The following is an 18875-nucleotide window of genomic DNA, read 5'->3' on the forward strand; positions in this document are numbered from 1 at the left end:
CCCAGCCTGTTCCTGCATGGATCCGGGGGCCTTCCGGGCCTTGCCGTTCCGCCGCCAAAGGTGTCGAATCAGTAGACAGCTTCAGCCCGGTGAGCACGCAGAGCCCAGGAGGTCCCCATGTCCGTCAAAGGCGCCAGGGAAGCGGCAAGAACGCAGGGCCGGGGCGGCGCCGACCCCCGCCGGGCAGATGCGGCCGGGCTGGCCGCCACTGATCCGGCAGACATCCGGAACGTGGCGCTGGTGGGGCACTCGGGTTCGGGCAAGACCCTGCTGGTGGAGGCGATGCTGGCCGCGCGGGGCTTGATCACGCGCAAGGGCTCGATTGCCGACGGCACCACCGTTGGCGACTCGGATCCGGCTGCCGTGCACCAGCAGCGCTCGGTCACACTCTCCCTGGTGCCGCTGTCCGTCGACGGTATTAAGGTCAACCTCGTCGATACGCCCGGCTACCCGGACTTCATCGGCGAACTCCGGGCTGGCCTGCGCGCCGTCGATGCCGCCCTGTTCGCCGTGTCCGCGGTGGACGGCATCGATGCCACCACCACCGCGCTTTGGGACGAATGCGCACAGATGGGCCTGCCGCGGGCGGTGGCCATCACCCGCCTGGACCACCCGCGGGCAGATTACGACGGCGCCCTGGCCGCGTGCCGCGCGGCGTTCGGCGAGGGCGTCCTCCCGCTCTTCGCGCCGGTGCGGACGGGCGGCGAGGTCACCGGGGTGGCCGACCTGCTGGCCGGCGACGGCACAGACGACGCCGCCCGGGGTGAGCTGATCGAGGCGATCATCGCCGAGAGCGAGGACGAGACGCTCATGGACCGTTACCTGGAAGGCGGGGACCTCGATACCGAAGCGCTGGCAGCGGACCTGGAGACCGCCGTCGGCCGCGGTTCCTTCTTTCCCGTCCTGCCCACCTCGGCGGTGACCGGGCTGGGAATGGGAGAACTGCTGGACCTGCTGGTCCGGGCGTTCCCGCCGCCGGTGGGGCGCCGCCTTCCGGAAGCCTCCGGGTTGTCGGGGGAGCCCGTGGAGCTGGCCGGCTGCGACCCTGACGGCCCGCTGGCCGCGGAGGTGGTGCGGACATCCAGCGACGCCTTCCTGGGCCGCATCTGCCTGGTGCGCGTCTTTTCCGGCACGCTGCGCGAAGATGCCCCGGTCCACGTAGGCGGACATGGCCTGGCGGACCGCGGCCACCAGGACCACGACTACGAGGACCGGCTCACGCACCTGTATTCCCCGCTCGGCGCTGCGCTGCGCCCGGTTCCGTTCTGCATCGCAGGGGATCTGTGCGCGGTGGCGAAACTGGGCGCTGCCGAAACGGGGGACACCATCTCGGCCAGGGACACCCCGCTGCTGCTGGCAACGTGGGACATCCCGGAGCCGCTGCTGCCGGTGGCCGTGGAGGCCGATTCGCGCAGCGACGAGGACGCGCTGGCCCGCAGCCTGGGCAAGATCGCCGCCGGGGATCCGACCCTGCGGGTGGAGCGCAACGCAGAGACGCACCAACTGGTGCTGTGGTGCATGGGAGAGGCGCACGCGGAGGTTCTCCTGGACCGGCTGCGGGACCAGGGCGTGAAGCTGCACACCGTGGACGTCGTCACCCCGCTGCGGGAAACTTTTTCAACACCCGCCGCGGGCCACGGCCGGCACGTCAAGCAGTCGGGCGGGCATGGCCAGTACGCGGTGTGCGACATCGAGGTGGAGCCGCTGGAACGCGGCGCCGGGTTCGAATTCGTGGACAAGACCGTGGGCGGCGTCATCCCGAACAGCTTCATCCCGTCCGTGGAGAAGGGCGTCCGGGCGCAGATGGACAAGGGCGTCGCGGCGGGCTTCCCCATGGTGGACATCCGGGTGACCCTGATGGGCGGCAAGGCGCACAGCGTCGACTCCTCCGACGCCGCGTTCCAGGCCGCAGGCGCGCTTGCGCTGCGGGAAGCGGCTGCCGCGGGCAGGATCCAGCTGCTCGAGCCGGTGTCCGCTGTGGCGATTACCGTGGCGGACGAGCACGTTGGCACCGTCATGAGCGACCTTTCCGGCCGCCGCGGCCGGCTTACGGGCACCACCTCCGGAGGCGGCGGGCTGACCGAGATCAGTGCCGAGGTTCCGGACCAGGAACTGCTGCGGTACGCCGTCGAACTGCGCGCGCTGACCGCCGGCACCGGCCGGTTCCGGCGCCGCTACCTGCGGCACGAACCCGTCCCGCCGAACTTCAGCCCCGCCTGAGCGTCCGGTGAACCCCGAGGCCCGCAGGATCCAGGGCATCTATCTGGCCCTGACGCTGGGCAATACGCTGGCCACGTCCTTCATCTGGGGCATCAACACGCTCTTCCTGCTGGACGCGGGGCTGACCAACCTCGAAGCATTCGCGGCCAACGCCTTCTTCATGGCCGGCATGGTGGTCTTCGAAGTGCCCACCGGCGTGGTGGCGGACTCGTGGGGCCGGCGCGCGTCCTTCCTCCTGGGCACCGTGACACTCGCCGGCGCCACGCTGCTGTACTACCTGATGTGGCAGGTCTCGGCGCCGTTTTGGTGGTGGGCCGCCGTCTCCGTTCTGCTGGGCCTGGGGTTCACCTTCTTTTCCGGCGCCGTGGAAGCCTGGCTGGTTGATGCGCTCCACTTTTCCGGATACGACGGTGCCCTGGAAACCGTGCTGGGCCGGGGGCAGATGGTTTCCGGTATCGCCATGCTGGCCGGTTCCGTGGCCGGGGGCGTCATCGCGCAGGCCACGGACCTGGGCGTGCCGTTCCTCCTGCGCGCCGCGGTGCTGGCAGCGATGTTCCTGGTCGCCTTCCGGCTAATGCACGACGTCGGATTCACGCCTGAGCGTTCAGCCCGCCCCCTGCAGGCCACCCGGGCTATCCTGGCGGCGTCCGTGGACAACGGCCTCCGCAACCCGCCCGTCCGGTACATCATGCTCGCCGCCCCGTTCACGGTGGGCGCCGGGTTCTACGTCTTCTACGCACTCCAGCCCTACCTGCTGGAACTCTACGGCGACCCGCGGGCCTACTCGATCGCTGGCCTGGCAGCTGCCCTCGTTGCCGGCGCGGACATCCTCGGGGGATGGCTCGCGCCCCGGGTGCGGGGAATGGTCCGCAAACGCACCACGGTGGTGCTGGCAGCCACCATCACCAGCGCGCTGATCCTGGTGGCACTGCTGGCCACCCCGGCGTTCTGGCCGGGCCTGGTCCTGCTGGCGCTCTGGGCGGTGGTGGCCGCGGCCGGCACACCCGTCCGGAAGGCCTACCTGAACGCGATGGTCCCGTCCCGGCAGCGGGCCACGGTGCTGAGCTTCGATTCCCTGATGGGATCAAGCGGCGGCGTGGTGGCCCAACCGCTGCTGGGCCGGACCGCCGACCTCTACGGCTACCCGGCCTCCCTGGCCGTGGCCGGGACGATCCAGCTGATGGCGGCGCCCTTGATCTTCCTGAGCCGGCGGTGCTGCCCCGCGGCCGACACAGCTACCGGCGAGGAAGCCGCGCAAGGCCCCGCATCCGCCGCTTAGCTGGGAGAACGCGGGAAAGGGCGGTTGTGCGAACTATTGCGCTGCTGCCGGGATCATGGCCTAAACTGCATCACTGAGGCGCCTGAAATGGCGTTTGCGCAGCAACGAAAGTGAAGAAGCCATGGCTACTGATTACGACGCTCCACGCAAACAGGAAGACGAGACCCCGGCTGATTCGCTGGAGGCACTCCAGGCCTCCTCGCGCGGCGGGAACGCGCAGACAGCAGTCATCGACGTCGACGAAGCCGACACCGCCGAAGGCATCGACCTTCCCGGAGCGGACCTCTCCAACGAGGAACTGACCGTCATCGTGGTGCCGGAACAGACCGACGAATTCACGTGCTCCTCCTGCTTCCTGGTCCGCCACCGGTCCCAGGTGGCCCGCGAAAAGGACGGCCTGAAGTACTGCCGCGACTGCGAAGGTTAACGGACCCGCCCGGGCGCGTGCCGCCGTCGTTATCCGCATAACGGCAGGGTGCAGGAACGGCACCCAAAACGGTGAAGGAACGCCGCCGCCGGCCGCTGTTTTTATGGCCGCGTGACCCGCCGCTCGCTTCCCTAACAGTTGCGCGCCGAAGCGGCCACAGCCCTCGCCTGCGGCCTGCGCGGCTCCTACGCTTGAGCTATCCAATCGCTTCGCACATGGGTGGCACCACAATGAAAAAACTCTCCATCTGGCTCACCGCCATTCTCATGGCTGTGGGGCTGGGCATCATGGTTCCGGGACCAGCCTCGGCAACCACCTCGTATTGCGGCCTCGTTTGGGGATCCCTGGCCAAGGCCGATCCGGACATGAGCCGTGCGCAGGTCACCAACGTCCGGACCGGGCAGCATTACTGCTTTGACCGGCTGGTGGTGGACCTCAACGGGCCGGCCTCCGGCTACAACGTCCGGTATGTTTCCCAGGTAACCCAGGACGGATCCGGTTTCACTGTTCCGGTCCGGGGCGGCGCCCGGATTCAAATTACGGTCAACGCCCCGTCGTATGACGACAACGGCAAGGCCACGTACAACCCCGCCAATAAAGCTGAACTGACCAATGTTTCCGGCTACCAGACATTCCGCCAGGTGGCCTGGGCCGGCAGCTTCGAGGGATACACCACGCTAGGCCTGGGCGTCCGGGCCCGCCTTCCCTTCCGGGTCTTCACCCTGGACGGGCCGGGCACCGGGTCCCGCGTCGTGGTGGATGTGGCGCACTTCTGGTGACGGGTGCGTCCGCGCAAAGCAGGGTGCCGTGCCCCAAGGGAGGGGGCACGGCACCCTTGCGCTGGGGCGCCGACGGCGGCCGCTGCGTCAATTAGTAAGCTCACTGAGAAATTTCCTTCCGGCCTGCCCCGGGGTCCGGTCAGGCTGGTAGGTTCAGCATTGCTGGACTAATCGAGGAGGACTCATGAAAGCTTCACCGACACTGACCAATAACATGCAGGCCGTGCTGACTGACCTGATCGAACTGCACCTGCAGGGCAAGCAGGCCCACTGGAACATCGTGGGAACCAACTTCCGGGACCTCCACCTGCAGCTGGACGAAATCGTAGACGCGGCACGGCAGTTCGCCGACGACACCGCAGAGCGGATGCGCGCGCTGCACGCCCTGCCGGACGGCCGCAGCGGCACGGTGTCGGGCTCGACCAACCTGCCCCCGTTCCCCGACGGCCTTATCAACACCAAGGACGCCATTGACCGGATCGTCGCCGCCCTCGAAGCCGCTGTGGGAACCATGCGCAAGGTCCATGACGAGGTGGACGAGGAAGACCCCACCAGTGCGGACCTGCTGCACGAGTTCATCGCCCGGTTGGAGCAGTTCGCCTGGATGGTCAACGCGGAAACCATGAAGGCCTCGGCAAGCGTCACCACCCCCGACGAGAAGTAGGCCCACGCGAAGCCGCCGGCTCCTGCCCGGTGGATCCCGGACCCCCTGCCCGCCCATGCCGCGTGCAGGGGGTCCGGCGGCAGGGGGCGGGGCGTGGGCTTTAGACTTGAGGCTGCATGTCCGCACGCAGCTACGAGTACTGAACCGCGCACAACCCTGATTGGACACGGCCCCCTTGCGAGAATTCACCGCACGCTTTGCCACTGCCGAAGAAACAGAGAACTGGGACAAGCACGTCACGGCCAATCCCCATGGCGGCAACATGCTCCAGTCTGCCGCTTATGCTTCCGTGAAGAACGGCAGCGGCTGGACCGTCCGGTTCCTGGTCCTCGAAGGCGGCGGCCAGGCCAGCTACAACCTCGTGCTGGAAAAGCGCTTTCCCGTCCTCGGCCGGCTCTGGTACCTGATCAAGGGCCCGGACCTCGACACCGCAGCCGAGCTGAAAGCGGCCCTCGACGCCTGTGCAGCGCTGGTCCGGGAACGGAAGCTGAACGTCTTCACCATCAAGGTTGAGCCGGACATCGTGGACTCCGCCGAGGCACAGGCACACCTTGCCGCCGCCGGGCTGGCCAAGGCGCCGAACATCCAGTCCAATGATTCCACCGCCATCCTGGACATCTCCGCCCCGGAAGAGTCCGTCTTCAAGGCGATCTCTTCGCGCGCCCGCAACGCCATCCGGCGGGCCGAACGGGAGGGGTGCGACGTGGTGCGGCGGGAGCCCGGGCCGGAAACCTATCGTGCCCTGTACGACCTCATGGCGGATACTGTCAGCGCCAAGGGGTCCATGCCGCTGCGCAGCTATGAGTACTACGCCGAATTCTGGGAGGAGTTCTGCAGCCGCGGCCAAGGCAGCTTCTTCTTCACCTACGAGGACGGCAAACCCAGCGTAGGCGCCTTCGTGATCAACTACGGCGCCAAGGCCACGTACAAGGACGGCGGCTCCACCCAGAACCGCAAGCAGTACGGCGACTCCCACCTGGTCCAGTGGACGGCCATCCGGCACATGCAGGAGCTGGGCTGCACCGAATACGACTTCTGCGGCACACCCCCGGCTGCCCGGATCAAGGACAAGACCCACAACCTGTACGGGATGGGCATGTTCAAGACCAGCTTCACCAAGACCGTCACCGATTTCGTGGGCTGCCACGATTACGTCCTCTCGCCCCTGCGGCACGCGCTGTGGGTGAAGGCCGGGGAACGGGTGTTCCGCAGGATCGAAACGGCACGCACCGGCCAGCAGTTCTACTGACCGCCCCGCGGGCCCGCACCGCCCCCAGCCACTCCTGCCCGCGCTCCCGCAGCACCAGAGTCCCGAAGAAGGTACACCCATGAACCACGCCGCCGCAGCCACCGATCTTGAGTTCGTCCTCCTCAGCGACGCTGAGTTCGAGGCATTCGCCGTGAAGCACCCGCGGAACAGCTTCCTGCAATCCATGGACTTCGCGCGCTTCCAGCGCGCCCGGGGCCAGGAAGTCGAGCTGTTCGGCGTCCGCCGGGCCGGTGAGCTGGTGGCCGCCGGAAAGCTGAACTACACCACCACCCGCCTGGGCTACAAGGTCTGCGATTGCGCCAAAGGACCCCTGATGGACTTTACGGACCCCGCCCTGGTGGGTGCCGTCGTCGGCCTCCTCCGCACGCACGCGGCACAGCGCAAGGCGGCCGAACTGCGCATCTCTCCGAACGTCAGGTACATCGCCCGGGATGCCGACGGCGCCGAGCATCCTGAGGTGGAGGACAACCGGCCGCTGGTGGCGGCGCTGTCCGGGCTGGGTTTCGTACACCAGGGCCTTGAGATGGACTTCGTGAACGTGAACTGGATGTTCGTCAAGGACCTCACCGGCGTGCAGGACGCGGAAGAGCTGATCATGGGCACCAGCTACCGGACCCGCAAGGCCATCCGAAAAGCAGAGAAGAACGGGGTGTTCCTGGAGCAGGCCACCCTGGAAACCCTCGACGATTTCTACTCCGCACTGAGCCGCGCCGGCGAGGAGAAGGGCTTCACGTACCGGGAGCGCGAATACTACGAACAGCTGCTGCGGACCACCTCGCCCGAGCTCACCAAGCTGATGATGGCCAAGATCGATATCCCCGCGTACCGGAAGTCGATCACGGAACGCCTGGCGGCCGAGAGCGCCACTGCCGCGGAGCTGCGGCGCGAGGTGGAGGAAACCGGCAGCAAGAAGAAGGCCAACCGGCTCAAAGTGGTCCAGGATCTGGTAGACAGCTACGAACGCAGCCTGAAGGACATCGAGAGGTTCCCGGATTCGGTGGGGACCGCCACCGTAGCTGCCATCCACTTTGTTTGCTACGGCGACGAGGTGGTATGCGTCATCGGCGGCACCGTCCAGGACTACATCTACTTCAACGGGGCCACGTCGCTGTATTGGGGCATGATGCTGCACGCCCTGGAAAAGGGCTATCCGCGGTACAACTTCTACGGCACGTTCGGGATCTCGGGACAGGACGAGGAAGGCCATGGCGGCTACGAGTTCAAGAAGGGCTTCGGCGGCGAGGTGGTCCAGCTGGTGGGCGACTTCGTGCTCCCGGTCCGGCCAGCCGTATTCCGCGTCAACCGGCTGGCCCGCGCCGCTGCCGGGGCGGCCCGGACCCTGCTGGGTAAGCTGCCCTTGAAGCGCGCCTGACACGGCAGACATACCCAGCACCGGGAACCGCAGCGCCGGGAGGAGGCACCCATGACCGACCGCCCAGAGCAGGCACGCCCAGGGCAGCCACGCCGAGAGCCGGCACGCCCCGACGGGCTGCCCCGGACCGAGCCGCTAAGCCCCGCCCAGGTCCGGCAGAACGCAGCGGCCAAGAAAATGCTGCGCCGGCTGGTGCAGGGCGAAAGCCCGCCTACCGCTCCGATGAGCATCGTAGACCGGCTGGCCGGCAGTCCGTACGCGAACCCCATGATCCAGGTGGGAGGGGTGGACACCTCCGCACGTAAGACCCTCGACTTCGCGCTGCACCTCGCCGAGACAATGTTCCGGTACGGTGCCGGCGCCCTGGAAGTGGAAACGAGCATCATCGCCGTCACCGCGGCGCTGGGGCTGAAGAACATCGAGGTGGACATCACCAACCAGTCCGTGGGCATCAACTACGCGCCCAAGGACCAGACGCCCATCTCGCTGCTGCGCGTGGTCCGGTCCTGGACCAACAACTACGCCGGCCTGGCCAAGGTCCACCAGCTGGTGACGGACATCGTGGCCGGGGGAGTGGGCCGCGACGAGGCCATCCGCCGGCTGGATGAAGCCATCACCAGCCCCAAGCCGTTCCCGCGCTGGATGGTCACCGTGGCCTTCGGCGTGTTCGCCGCCGTGTTCGTGGGCGTGCTGGGCGGCGGACCCGTATCATCGGCCGTGGCCTTCGCGGCGAACATCGGCATCAGCCTGCTCGCCCGCCAACTGGGCCGCTGGCGGGTGCCGGACTTCTTCATCACGGCCAGCTGCTCCTTCGTGGTGACACTCCTGGCGCTGGTGCTGTGGCAGTTCGGGCTGACCAACTCGCCGGCCATCGTGGTGGTGGGCGGCATCCTCCTGCTGCTTCCCACCGGCCGGCTGGTCTCTTCCGTGCAGGACGCCATCAACGGCTTCCCGGTCACCGCGGCGGGCCGTTTCCTTTCCACCCTGCTGACCTTCGGCGCCATCGTGGCCGGTATCGCCGTGGCGTTCGTGGTGGGTGAGCTGACCGGAATGCAGCGCATCGACGTCACCCAAACCTATCCGCCGGCCTACGACCTCTGGGTCCTGATCCTTTTCGTCGCCGTCGCAGTGGTGGCCATCGGCATCACGGAACAAACGGCCTGGAAGCTGCTTCTGCCTACCGCAGCGGTGGGTGTGGCAGGCTACCTGGTCCTGCTGGGCAGCGGTTCGCTCGGCATCGGGGACCGGTTTTCCCCGGCCATCGCCGCGGTGGTGATCGGCCTGCTGGCACGCGTGGTGGCGCTGCGGATGGGTGCGCCGCAGCTGGTGGTGGCCGTGCCCGCCGCCCTGATCCTGCTGCCCGGCCTCACCATTTTCCGGTCCATGTATGTGCTTACCATCGAAGAAGCGGAGATCCTGCTGGGGGCCGGAGGGATGCTCAACGCCGGCGCGATCGTGCTGGGGACCGCCGGAGGCATCGTGCTGGGCGATACCCTTGCCCGCCCGCTGACCCGCAGCCTTGCGAGCAACGAGCGGCGACGGGCCCGCCGCCGCTGACCCGGTGCGGCGTGGGACTGGGCGGTGGACGTCAGATCTGTCCGACGGGCAGCTTCTTCTCGGCCTGGAATACGTCCTCCACCCGGCCCTTGGCCCAGTAGCCGGACAGCGACACCTGGCTGCGCTCCAGCCCCCGCTGCTCGAAGAACACCTGCCGCAGCCCCTTCATGTACCCGCGTTCCCCGTGCGCAAACACGTCCACGCGCCCGTTGGGCCAGTCGGCGTCTGCCACCGCGTCCACCAGGCGGCTGCCGCTGCCTGCCGGTGCGCCGTCCCGGGTGAGCCAGGTGATGCGCACCCCGTCCGGTGCGCGCAGCTGCTGGATGCCGGCGTCGGAATCCACTTCGAGGAACGCCAGCCCGGTGGCGCCGGCAGGCAGGGACTCCAGGACGGCGGCGATGGCCGGCAACGCAGCCTCGTCGCCGGCGAGCAGGTACCAATCCGCGTCGGGCGAGGGGCTGTAGGCGCCGCCGGGTCCCGTGAAAGTCAGCGGATCGCCGGGCTTGGCACGGGCGGCCCACGGCCCGGCCAGCCCCTCGTCGCCGTGGACTACGAAATCGATGGCGAGCTCGCGGGCGGCCTCGTCCACCCACCGGAGGGTGTACGTCCGGGTGAAGGGCCACTGGTCCCGGGGCATCGTCTCCCGGACCTGCCACAGGTCCAGCGGCTCCGGGTATTGCACTCCCGGCTGCGGGAACACGATCTTCACGTACCGGTCCACGTATCCGTTGTTGACGAAGTCGGCGAAGCCCTCGCCGCCGGCGATGATCCGCACCATGTGCGGGGACAGCTGCTCCCGTCGAAGCACCGTGAGGTTGACCTGCGGACGGCTTTGCTTGGTGGCGCTTGTGGCGGCGGGGAGGGTGCTCATGGGATTCAGCCTAGCCAGAGCCGGCGCTTACGGCACAGGGGGAAGTTCCCAGGTTACGCCGCTCGAGCCCTGTTCCCGCAGGAGTTCGTTGACCCGGCTGAAGGGCCGCGATCCGAAGAATCCACGGGAGGCGGACAGCGGGCTGGGGTGGGCGCTGGCCACCGCCGGTACACCGGGCAGGAGCGGCCGGACGGACTCCGCGTCCTTGCCCCAGAGCACGGCGACCAGGGGCAACCCGGCCCCGTCCGGACCCCGGCGGTCCGCCAGCGCGGTGATGGCCGCCGTCGTAATGTCCTCCCAGCCCTTGCCGCGGTGGGAGCCCGCCGCCCCTGCGCGCACGCTCATCACCCGGTTCAGCAGCAGGACCCCCTGGCCGGCCCACGCCGAGAGGTCCCCGTGCGTCCGGGGCGGGATGCCGAGGTCCGCTTCCAGCTCGCGGTAGATGTTTATCAGGCTCCGGGGAAGGGGTCGGGTGCTGACGTCCACGGCGAAGGACAGGCCCACGGCATGTCCGGGCGTGGGATACGGATCCTGGCCCACCAGCAGCACCTTCACCGCCGCCATCGGCTGGCGGAAGGCGCGCAGGACGCACGACGGCGGCGGCAGGACCGGGTGCCCCGCGGCCACTTCCGCGGCGAGGAACGAGAGCACGCTCCGCAGCTGGTCCTCGACGCCCGCCAGGGCTCCCGCCCAGTCCGGTGCCACCAGCTCCCCGAGCGGCCGCTGTGCCAGGGCTGCAAAGGTTTCGGTGTCCGCCGGCTCCGCGGCGAGTTCGAACAACGCATCTGATTCCCACACACTGCCATTCTCGCAGGGCGCCGGACCGGCATGGCGGCAGCGCTGTGGCACCCGGGCGCGCCGAATGACAACGCTGTTATTCGTCCGTAGCATGGGGGCAGGACAATTGCCGCACCGGCAAGGAACCACCAGCAACCGTACGTGAAGGAGTATGCCGTGGCGGAGCCAGCGCGCGAATACCTGCAGGAGCAGGAAACGCGGAAGGCGCTCCTGGCGGATTTCACCCCGCAGGACTCGCCGCTGAGCGAGCGCGACCAGCAGATGCTTGCCCTGGAGCGCCAGTGGTGGAAGTACGCAGGAGCCAAGGAACAGGCCATCCGCGAGCTGTTCGACCTCTCCGCCACCCACTATTACCAGCTGCTGAACGCCCTCATCGACACTGAGGACGCCTTGGCGCACGATCCGATGCTGGTGAAGAGATTGCGTAGACTACGTACGTCGCGTCAGCGAGCCCGCACCGCGCGGCGCCTGGGGTCCGACGCGTAATTCGCTCAGGCTGAGCCCGCAGCAGCAATCAACAAGGACTGTCTTCCATGCCCAAATATGCCCGCGATGAATTCGACAAGGTCCCGGAGGCCGCGTCGCGGCAAGGCGTCCACCGGGCGGCCACGCCGCCGTCGCGCGTCCGGCTGTGGCCCATTCTCGCCGCAGGTGCGGTGGCGCTGGCCATCGGAGCCGTGGCCTTCCTGATCCTTCCCAAGCTGGGGTTCAGCCCGCTCGGCCAGACCGCCTCCAGTGTGGAGGCGCCCCTGGCGGACACCGGATCGTCTCCCTCCGCTTCCGCGGCGCCCACGGAAACCCCCAGCGCATCGGCCACGCCGTCCGCCAGTACAAAGCCCTCGGCCACGCCCAGCGCCGAGCCCGTACCCGAACCCACCGAAACGGCTGTGTCCGTGGACAAGACCCAGCCGGTTGCCGTCTACAACGCCGCCGGAACCGCGGGGCTCGCCGGGCGGGTCGGGAGCACCGTGCAGGCGGACGGCTGGCAGCTGGGCCAGGTGGCAAACTGGTCCGGCGCGCCGCAGCAGGCTTCCGTGATCTTCTACGCCGGCGAGGCGCAGCAGGCCAACGCAGAAGCCCTGTCGGCCCTGCTGGGCATCCCCACGGTAGTAAGCAGCTCCGAATTCCAGGCACCACTGGTAGTGGTCCTGGGACCCGGGTACGCCTAAACAACCCACACCGGACTCAACCGAAAGAATGGACATCATGGCACTGGGAACCGTCAAGTGGTTCAACGCTGAAAAGGGCTACGGCTTCATCACCGTTGACGGCTCGGGCGATGACGTCTTTGTCCACTGGTCCGCCATCGAAGGCGAAGGCTACCGTGCGCTGGATGAAGGGCAGCGCGTGGAACTGGAAGTCGGCGAAGGCGAGAAGGGCCCGCAGGCAGAAAGCGTCCGGCCCGCCGAATGAGGCACCGGTTCAGGCGGAACGCACTATTTGCCGCAGCCCTCTGCACCGCCCTGCCCACAGCCGCCTGCGCGGGAGTGCCCGGCAACGCCCGGACCGAGGCTTCGGAGGCATCCGGGGACGGCATCCTGCGCATCGGCCTCCTTCTGGACAACACCGGTGACAACGCCTTCCTGAACGCGCCCCAGCTCGCCGCCGCCGAACTGGCCGTCCGGGAAATCAACGCCGGCGGCGGGCACAAAGGCCGTCCCATGGAGCTGCTGCCCGCCACGCCGGGCGAGACCCCGGCGGCCCAGGCCAACACCTTCGTCACGCTCAAGGCGGACGTCGTCATCGGCCCCACGGATTCGGCCAACGCCCCGGAGGTCATTGACGTCCTCTCGCGTGCCCGGACGCCCCTGGTTTCGCCGGCCAACACGGCCGCCGGCCTGAGCAGCGCCAAGAGCGGCGGCTACTACTTCCGCACCGCTGCGGCGGACGTGGCGCAAGCGCCGGTCCTCGTGAAACTGGCCAAGGAAACGGGCGCCGCCCGGATTTCGGTGATGCACCAGGAAGGGTCCTATGGCAGGGACGTGTCCGCCGCCGTCGTAAGCGCGGCAGGGGAGGCGGGACTGGAAGTGGGAGCCACCGCATCCTTCAAAGCGGGCGACGCCGGAGCCGCCGCAGCCGAGGCCGGCGACGCCGACGGTGCGGTCATCCTCGTGGCCCGCGACGGGGCGCAGGGCGCCCTGGCAGAGCTGAACAACGCCGGGGTGGACGGTTCCCGGATCATCCTCAGCGACGGTGCCTTCGCCCGGTACGGCCAGGGCCTGGCCGCCGCGGCGCTGGACGGAGCACGGGCGGTGGTCCCCGGAAGACTGGCGTCCGCAGGCTTCCAGGGCCGCATCCTTGAGGTGGACAAAGGCTTGCGGGACATGTCCTTCGCCGCGGAAACCTACGACGCCGTGACCCTTGCCGCGCTCGCCGCCGCCCGTGCGCAGGACGACGCCGGCCGGTCCATCGCCGCGAACCTGATCGCTGTCTCCGGCGGATCCGAAGCGGCGTGCACGGCGTATAAGGAATGCCTCGCCGGCCTTTCCGGCGGCGGAGAGATCAATTACGACGGCGAATCCGGCCCAGTTGCCTTCGACGCCAACGGGGACATCACCTCCGCGTCCTTCATGGTTTTCACCTATGGCGCGGACAACAACCCGGCGCCCACCGGGACTGAGACGGCGGGCAAGGCAGGCAGCTGATCGCTCTCCGCGAAGAAGCTCCACGGGACGTGCTTCGCTGCGCCATTCGCTTGCACTCTCACCGGGGGAGTGCTAATTATTGACTTAGCACTCTGACGTACCGACTGCTAAAGCAATGCCGGCCTGGCCGGCGGCGCGGCACCGGGCGAGGAGCGAGAAACACCTAACTGGAGTGAGGTCCGTTTCCGGAGGCATACAGAGGCCGCCGGTACGAACCGTCCGTCGCGGGCACTGCAGCGAAGGTTCATTCTTAACGACTGTCCCGAAAGGACTACTGCCGTTATGGCCAAGATCATTGCATTTGATGAAGAGGCACGCCGCGGCCTTGAGCGGGGCCTGAACACCCTCGCCGACGCCGTTAAGGTCACCCTCGGCCCGCGTGGACGCAACGTCGTCCTCGAAAAGAAGTGGGGCGCCCCCACGATCACCAACGATGGCGTTTCCATCGCCAAGGAGATCGAGCTGGACGATCCTTACGAGAAGATCGGCGCCGAGCTGGTCAAGGAAGTTGCCAAGAAGACGGACGACGTCGCCGGCGACGGTACCACCACCGCCACCGTGCTGGCCCAGGCACTGGTCAAGGAAGGCCTGCGCAACGTTGCCGCCGGCGCCGACCCGCTGTCCCTCAAGCGCGGCATCGAAAAGGCCGTTGACGCCGTCACCGCCGAACTGCTGAACTCCGCCAAGGAAATCGAAACCAAGGAAGAGATCGCGGCCACCGCCTCCATCTCCGCAGGTGACGACGAAATCGGCGCCCTGATCGCCGAAGCCCTGGACAAGGTGGGCAAGGAAGGCGTCATCACGGTCGAGGAGTCCAACACCTTCGGCCTGGAACTCGAGCTCACCGAAGGCATGCGCTTCGACAAGGGCTACATCTCCGCTTACTTCGTCACCGACGCTGAGCGCCAGGAAACGGTCCTCGAGGACCCGTACATCCTGATCGTCAACTCCAAGATCTCCAACGTCAAGGAACTGGTTGCTGTCCTGGAAAAGGTCATGCAGTCCAACAAGCCGCTGCTGATCATCGCCGAGGACATCGAGGGCGAGGCCCTGGCCACGCTGATCGTCAACAAGATCCGTGGCACCTTCAAGTCCGTCGCCGTCAAGGCTCCGGGCTTCGGCGACCGCCGCAAGGCGCAGCTGGCCGACATCGCCGTCCTCACCGGCGGCCAGGTCATCTCCGAAGAGGTTGGCCTCAAGCTGGAGACCGCGGGCCTGGAGCTTCTGGGCCAGGCACGCAAGGTTGTCGTCACCAAGGACGAGACCACCATCGTTGAAGGTGCAGGCGACGCAGACCAGATCGCCGGCCGCGTATCCCAGATCCGCGCCGAGATCGAGAACTCCGACTCCGACTACGACCGCGAGAAGCTGCAGGAGCGCCTGGCCAAGCTGGCCGGCGGCGTTGCAGTCATCAAGGCCGGTGCAGCCACCGAGGTTGAGCTCAAGGAGCGCAAGCACCGCATCGAAGACGCAGTGCGCAACGCCAAGGCAGCCGTCGAAGAAGGCATCGTCGCCGGTGGCGGCGTGGCCCTCATCCAGGCCGGCGCCAAGGCATTCGCCAACCTGCAGCTCTCCGGCGACGAAGCAACGGGCGCCAACATCGTCCGCGTTGCCATCGACGCTCCGCTGAAGCAGATCGCCTTCAACGCCGGCCTGGAGCCGGGCGTTGTGGTGGACAAGGTCCGCGGCCTGCCCGCAGGCCACGGCCTGAACGCAGCTACCGGCGAATACGTCGACCTGCTGGCTGCCGGCGTCAACGACCCCGTCAAGGTGACCCGCTCTGCCCTGCAGAACGCGGCCTCCATTGCTGGCCTCTTCCTCACCACCGAGGCAGTAGTTGCCGACAAGCCGGAGAAGAACGCTGCTCCTGCCGGCGGCGACGACATGGGTGGCATGGGCGGCATGGGCGGCTTCTAGCCTCCGTTTCCCCCCAAGACGCACAACGGCGGTCCTCACCAAACGGTGGGGGCCGCCGCGGGCGTTTAAGCCGCCTTGCTCTATCACTTATGGTCCCTTCGAGGGCCTGTTGGCAACGGGAACTGATAGAGCATCGGGGGCGGGCGGGTGTCCATGGCCTGTCACCGGAGTCTGGCAGGATAGTGCAGTGACGATTACTGCAGCGGCTGACGGTTCGGCCTTGGGAAATCCCGGCCCGGCCGGATGGGCCTGGTATGTGAATGACGACTGCTGGCGGGCCGGCGGCTGGCCGCACGGGACCAACAACCAGGGCGAACTGATGGCTGTCCTGGACCTGCTCCGGGCCACGGCACATGTTCCCGGGGAAGACCTGCGGATCCTCTGTGACAGCCAGTACGTCATCAACTCGATCACCAAGTGGATGCCGGGCTGGAAGCGCAGGGGCTGGCGGAAGGCTGACGGCAAGCCCGTGCTGAACGTCGAACTGCTCAAGGAGCTCGACCGGGAACTGGCAGGCCGGAAATACACTTTCGAATGGGTCAAGGGGCACGCCGGGCACGACCTCAATGAAGCTGCCGACGAGCGCGCCCGTGCCGCCGCCACCGCATACCAGCAGGGCGTCGCGGCCCGGTCCGGCCCCGGCTTCCCGGGCGCCCACCCGCAGGCGTCGCAGCCGGCATCGGCGGCCACGCCTGCTTCTGCGCCCGCTCCCGCACCGGCGGCTACGCCCGCATCTGCGTCCACGACGCCGCTGCCCCGAGGTGCAGCGGACTACAATGTTCCGGACCTTTTCAGCCAGCTTGAGGACGATGAGCTCGGGGCCGGCGCGGGGCAGCCGGCCCATGCAGCGCCCGAGGCCCTCGTGGAGGAACTGGAGCGGGAACTGCTGGGCCCGCTGGTGCGCGGCGACATGGGCCGTACGGCTGTTTTGCTGCATCCCGATTTCATGGAGATTGGCAGCTCGGGCCGTGTGTGGGCCCGGGATGCGATGATGATGGCGCTGGAGGACGACCCCGGGGAGCGGACGGAGATCGAAGTGCTGTCTTCGGACCGCATCGGCGCCAGCGCTGTCCTGCTGACGTACCGAAGCTTTGCCCGGTCGGGCACCACCCTGCGGACGTCCCTGTGGGTGCTGGACGGCGACCGCTGGCGGCTGCGTTTCCACCAGGGGACGCCCGAGGCCTAGAGCCGGCGGCCAGCGGGAGCCGGCAGCCGGCCGGCTCCGCGGGGGTTAGCTGAAGCGCTGCGTGTTGCCCATTTCAGCCTGCGCGTAAGTGTGGGCTGCGGACACCAGGGCGGCGTTGATCGAGGCCAGGGACGCCTCGACACGTCCCTGGGTGAGGGTCCATTCCGTGATGAGCGTCTGGAAGTTGGTGGCCGCTGAACCGCGCCACGAGCCCTGGAGCTCGTCCAGGCCGTACTTCATGGCCTGGACATCAGCGCTGATCCTGTCCATGGTGGCCTGCACGTTGGCGGATTTCAGCTGGAGAAGTTCGGTGTCCACCGAAATGATGCTCATGGCGCATTGCCCTTTCGCTGTATGGTGCAGCCTGCGCTGCGCGGCACGGAGGGGTTCCCGGCCGCTCCAACGAGCCTAGGAAGACGGCGCACCGGCCCACCAGGGCAAAAACCTATATGTGGATAACCTGTGATTCGCTGAACGGCAGGCACACCACCAAGGTGGCGCCGCCGCCCGGCGTATCCTCCACGCGCACCGTGCCGCCGTGGGACCCGACGATCGCCGCCACAATGGCCAGTCCAAGGCCGCTGCCGCCCGTTTCCCGCGTCCGCGAGGTGTCCGCCCGGTAGAAGCGTTCAAAGACGCGCGCCGCGTCCTCGCCTGAAATGCCCGGCCCGTGGTCCCGCACCTCGATGACTGAGCTGCGCCCGCCGTCGGACTCTTCCCTGACGCCTACCGCCAGCTCGATGGGGCTGCCCTCCGGTGTGTACCGCAGCGCGTTGCCCACCAGGTTCCCCACCACCTGGCGAAGCTTCGCCTCGTCACCCAGCACGGGAGCGGGAGCCGCCGGGCCGCCGTCGAGCCCTGTCAGTGAAATGGCGCGCGTCCGGTCGCTGGCCTGGGTGTCCACCACGGCGTCGTGCGCCAGCAGCTGGAGGTCCACGGGCTTCTCCTGCAGCGGCCGCTGTTCATCCAGGCGGGCCAGGAGCAGGAGGTCCTCCACCATGGACCCCATGCGCTTGGCCTCGCTCTCGATCCGGCCCATGGCGGTGGCCACGTCCTCGTCGGTGGCCAGCGCCCCGTGCCGGTACAGCTCGGAGAAGCCCCGGATGGTTACCAGTGGGGTGCGCAGCTCGTGCGATGCGTCGGCCGCGAACCGGCGCATCCTTGCCTCCGATGCGGTGCGGGCGGCGAACGCCGTCTCGATGTGCGCCAGCATCGCGTTGAGGGAACTGCTTAACCGGCCCAGCTCGGTTCCCGGGTTTTCCATGTCCACGCGGCGGGAGAGATCCCCGGCGGCAATAGCAGCGGCCGTCTTCTCCACGCGCGCCAACGGCCGAAAGGCACGGGTCACGGTCCAGCTGGCAATCAGGGATGCCAGCAGCAGCGTCACCAGGCCCACCCCCGTAACCACCAGACTGGCGTGCTGGAGCACGTCGTCCACGCTCCGCAGCGGCAGCCCGATGGCAACCACCGCCGTCGTTTGGCCGTTCTGGACCGGGACGGCGACAACGCGCCAGTTCTGCCCGTCCGTACCCCGCACCTGGTAGGGGACAGCGCCCCGGGCCTGGGCCTGCTCAACGGTGATGGCGTCGATGTCCGGCCGGCTCTCCTCATCACCGCCGAACGGGTAGGGGTCCTCCCCGGGCGCGAAGAGGATCAGCGAGTAGTCCGTGGGCACCATCGGATTGGGCGTCTGCAGCGGGGTGAAGGAGCGCTGCTTTCGGGCCAGGTCGACTGCGGCGTACAGCTTCTCGTCCACCTGCGCCTGCAGGTAACTGTGCAGCAGGGCCAGCGTGCCCGCTCCGGTCGCGGTCAGCGCGACAATGAGCAGGGCCATAATCATGGCCACCAGCTGCGTCCGCAGCGAGGCCGACTTCCAGCGGTCCAGCAACG

At 67.9% G+C, this 18875-nt stretch carries 18 protein-coding genes; 14 read left to right on the top strand and 4 right to left on the bottom strand.

All coding sequences use genetic code 11. From position 1 onward, the window contains the following. The first annotated feature begins 117 nt into the window (after window positions 1–117). The 8 genes from ACFWIX_RS04680 (at window position 118) to ACFWIX_RS04715 (ending at window position 9568) form a co-directional block, all read left to right on the top strand. Window positions 118–2220, top strand: a complete 2103-nt coding sequence (locus tag ACFWIX_RS04680; protein WP_377214952.1) for an elongation factor G-like protein EF-G2 — start codon at window positions 118–120, stop codon at window positions 2218–2220. 7 nt (window positions 2221–2227) lie between these two features. Then, on the top strand, window positions 2228–3499 hold the full coding sequence (locus tag ACFWIX_RS04685) for an MFS transporter (protein ID WP_377214953.1): 1272 nt from the start codon (window positions 2228–2230) through the stop codon (window positions 3497–3499). Between the two features lie 121 nt (window positions 3500–3620). Continuing rightward, window positions 3621–3926 (top strand): DUF4193 domain-containing protein, encoded by a 306-nt coding sequence (locus tag ACFWIX_RS04690; RefSeq protein ID WP_377214954.1) that lies wholly within the window; start codon window positions 3621–3623, stop codon window positions 3924–3926. A gap of 230 nt (window positions 3927–4156) precedes the next feature. Next, window positions 4157–4705 carry a hypothetical protein gene (locus tag ACFWIX_RS04695; RefSeq protein ID WP_377214955.1) on the top strand — a complete coding sequence of 183 codons (549 nt, stop codon included), beginning with the start codon at window positions 4157–4159 and terminating at the stop codon, window positions 4703–4705. A gap of 184 nt (window positions 4706–4889) precedes the next feature. Further along, window positions 4890–5369, top strand: coding sequence for a Dps family protein (locus ACFWIX_RS04700; RefSeq protein WP_377214956.1), 480 nt, complete (start codon window positions 4890–4892; stop codon window positions 5367–5369). Window positions 5370–5544: 175 nt separating this feature from the next. Beyond that, complete coding sequence (locus ACFWIX_RS04705) at window positions 5545–6618, top strand: lipid II:glycine glycyltransferase FemX (protein WP_377214957.1); 1074 nt, start codon at window positions 5545–5547, stop codon at window positions 6616–6618. Between the two features lie 79 nt (window positions 6619–6697). Beyond that, window positions 6698–8011 carry a peptidoglycan bridge formation glycyltransferase FemA/FemB family protein gene (locus ACFWIX_RS04710; RefSeq protein ID WP_377214958.1) on the top strand — a complete coding sequence of 438 codons (1314 nt, stop codon included), beginning with the start codon at window positions 6698–6700 and terminating at the stop codon, window positions 8009–8011. 51 nt (window positions 8012–8062) lie between these two features. Continuing rightward, window positions 8063–9568 carry a threonine/serine exporter ThrE family protein gene (locus ACFWIX_RS04715; RefSeq protein ID WP_377214959.1) on the top strand — a complete coding sequence of 502 codons (1506 nt, stop codon included), beginning with the start codon at window positions 8063–8065 and terminating at the stop codon, window positions 9566–9568. A 31-nt stretch (window positions 9569–9599) separates the two neighbouring features. On the opposite strand, the gene ACFWIX_RS04720 is transcribed toward ACFWIX_RS04715, so the two are convergent. Then, window positions 9600–10439 (bottom strand): siderophore-interacting protein, encoded by an 840-nt coding sequence (locus ACFWIX_RS04720; protein WP_377214960.1) that lies wholly within the window; start codon window positions 10437–10439, stop codon window positions 9600–9602. A 27-nt stretch (window positions 10440–10466) separates the two neighbouring features. Next, a complete protein-coding gene (locus ACFWIX_RS04725; RefSeq protein WP_377214961.1) occupies window positions 10467–11237 on the bottom strand; it encodes a uracil-DNA glycosylase in 771 nt (256 codons plus the stop codon). Between the two features lie 156 nt (window positions 11238–11393). On the opposite strand from ACFWIX_RS04725, the gene ACFWIX_RS04730 reads away from it, so the two are divergent. The 6 genes from ACFWIX_RS04730 (at window position 11394) to ACFWIX_RS04755 (ending at window position 16985) form a co-directional block, all read left to right on the top strand. Continuing rightward, the gene (locus ACFWIX_RS04730; protein WP_377214962.1) at window positions 11394–11723 is read left to right on the top strand and encodes a DUF3263 domain-containing protein; all 330 of its coding nucleotides are present in this window, start codon (window positions 11394–11396) and stop codon (window positions 11721–11723) included. Between the two features lie 47 nt (window positions 11724–11770). Next, window positions 11771–12406, top strand: a complete 636-nt coding sequence (locus ACFWIX_RS04735) for a LytR C-terminal domain-containing protein (protein WP_377214963.1) — start codon at window positions 11771–11773, stop codon at window positions 12404–12406. Window positions 12407–12434: 28 nt separating this feature from the next. After that, window positions 12435–12650, top strand: coding sequence for a cold-shock protein (locus tag ACFWIX_RS04740; RefSeq protein WP_377214964.1), 216 nt, complete (start codon window positions 12435–12437; stop codon window positions 12648–12650). Beyond that, window positions 12647–13882: an ABC transporter substrate-binding protein gene (locus ACFWIX_RS04745; RefSeq protein WP_377214965.1), complete on the top strand. Its 1236-nt coding sequence runs from the start codon at window positions 12647–12649 to the stop codon at window positions 13880–13882. The genes ACFWIX_RS04740 and ACFWIX_RS04745 overlap by 4 nt, the downstream gene beginning before the upstream one ends. A gap of 282 nt (window positions 13883–14164) precedes the next feature. After that, entirely contained in the window at window positions 14165–15799 is a 1635-nt protein-coding gene (gene groL / locus ACFWIX_RS04750) for a chaperonin GroEL (RefSeq protein WP_015936112.1), read from the top strand. A 187-nt stretch (window positions 15800–15986) separates the two neighbouring features. Beyond that, window positions 15987–16985, top strand: coding sequence for an RNase H family protein (locus ACFWIX_RS04755; RefSeq protein ID WP_377214966.1), 999 nt, complete (start codon window positions 15987–15989; stop codon window positions 16983–16985). 45 nt (window positions 16986–17030) lie between these two features. Here ACFWIX_RS04755 and ACFWIX_RS04760 read toward each other — a convergent pair whose 3' ends face one another. Both ACFWIX_RS04760 and ACFWIX_RS04765 read right to left on the bottom strand, forming a co-directional pair. Continuing rightward, the gene (locus tag ACFWIX_RS04760; protein WP_377214967.1) at window positions 17031–17318 is read right to left on the bottom strand and encodes a WXG100 family type VII secretion target; all 288 of its coding nucleotides are present in this window, start codon (window positions 17316–17318) and stop codon (window positions 17031–17033) included. A 112-nt stretch (window positions 17319–17430) separates the two neighbouring features. Then, window positions 17431–18873: an ATP-binding protein gene (locus ACFWIX_RS04765; RefSeq protein WP_377214968.1), complete on the bottom strand. Its 1443-nt coding sequence runs from the start codon at window positions 18871–18873 to the stop codon at window positions 17431–17433. Window positions 18874–18875: the final 2 nt, after the last annotated feature.

Origin of the sequence: Pseudarthrobacter sp. NPDC058362 (assembly GCF_042723515.1) — a bacterium.
Lineage (GTDB): Bacteria > Actinomycetota > Actinomycetes > Actinomycetales > Micrococcaceae > Arthrobacter.

Excerpts from the sequence above, each read along its gene's own strand:
- ACFWIX_RS04745 (WP_377214965.1), top strand. The coding sequence starts at position 12,647 with ATGAGGCACCGGTTCAGGCGGAACGCACTATTTGCCGCAGCCCTCTGC.
- ACFWIX_RS04690 (WP_377214954.1), top strand. The coding sequence starts at position 3,621 with ATGGCTACTGATTACGACGCTCCACGCAAACAGGAAGACGAGACCCCG.
- ACFWIX_RS04720 (WP_377214960.1), bottom strand. The coding sequence starts at position 10,439 with ATGAGCACCCTCCCCGCCGCCACAAGCGCCACCAAGCAAAGCCGTCCG.
- ACFWIX_RS04715 (WP_377214959.1), top strand. The coding sequence starts at position 8,063 with ATGACCGACCGCCCAGAGCAGGCACGCCCAGGGCAGCCACGCCGAGAG.
- groL (WP_015936112.1), top strand. The coding sequence starts at position 14,165 with ATGGCCAAGATCATTGCATTTGATGAAGAGGCACGCCGCGGCCTTGAG.
- ACFWIX_RS04680 (WP_377214952.1), top strand. The coding sequence starts at position 118 with ATGTCCGTCAAAGGCGCCAGGGAAGCGGCAAGAACGCAGGGCCGGGGC.
- ACFWIX_RS04695 (WP_377214955.1), top strand. The coding sequence starts at position 4,157 with ATGAAAAAACTCTCCATCTGGCTCACCGCCATTCTCATGGCTGTGGGG.
- ACFWIX_RS04710 (WP_377214958.1), top strand. The coding sequence starts at position 6,698 with ATGAACCACGCCGCCGCAGCCACCGATCTTGAGTTCGTCCTCCTCAGC.
- ACFWIX_RS04700 (WP_377214956.1), top strand. The coding sequence starts at position 4,890 with ATGAAAGCTTCACCGACACTGACCAATAACATGCAGGCCGTGCTGACT.
- ACFWIX_RS04760 (WP_377214967.1), bottom strand. The coding sequence starts at position 17,318 with ATGAGCATCATTTCGGTGGACACCGAACTTCTCCAGCTGAAATCCGCC.
- ACFWIX_RS04740 (WP_377214964.1), top strand. The coding sequence starts at position 12,435 with ATGGACATCATGGCACTGGGAACCGTCAAGTGGTTCAACGCTGAAAAG.
- ACFWIX_RS04735 (WP_377214963.1), top strand. The coding sequence starts at position 11,771 with ATGCCCAAATATGCCCGCGATGAATTCGACAAGGTCCCGGAGGCCGCG.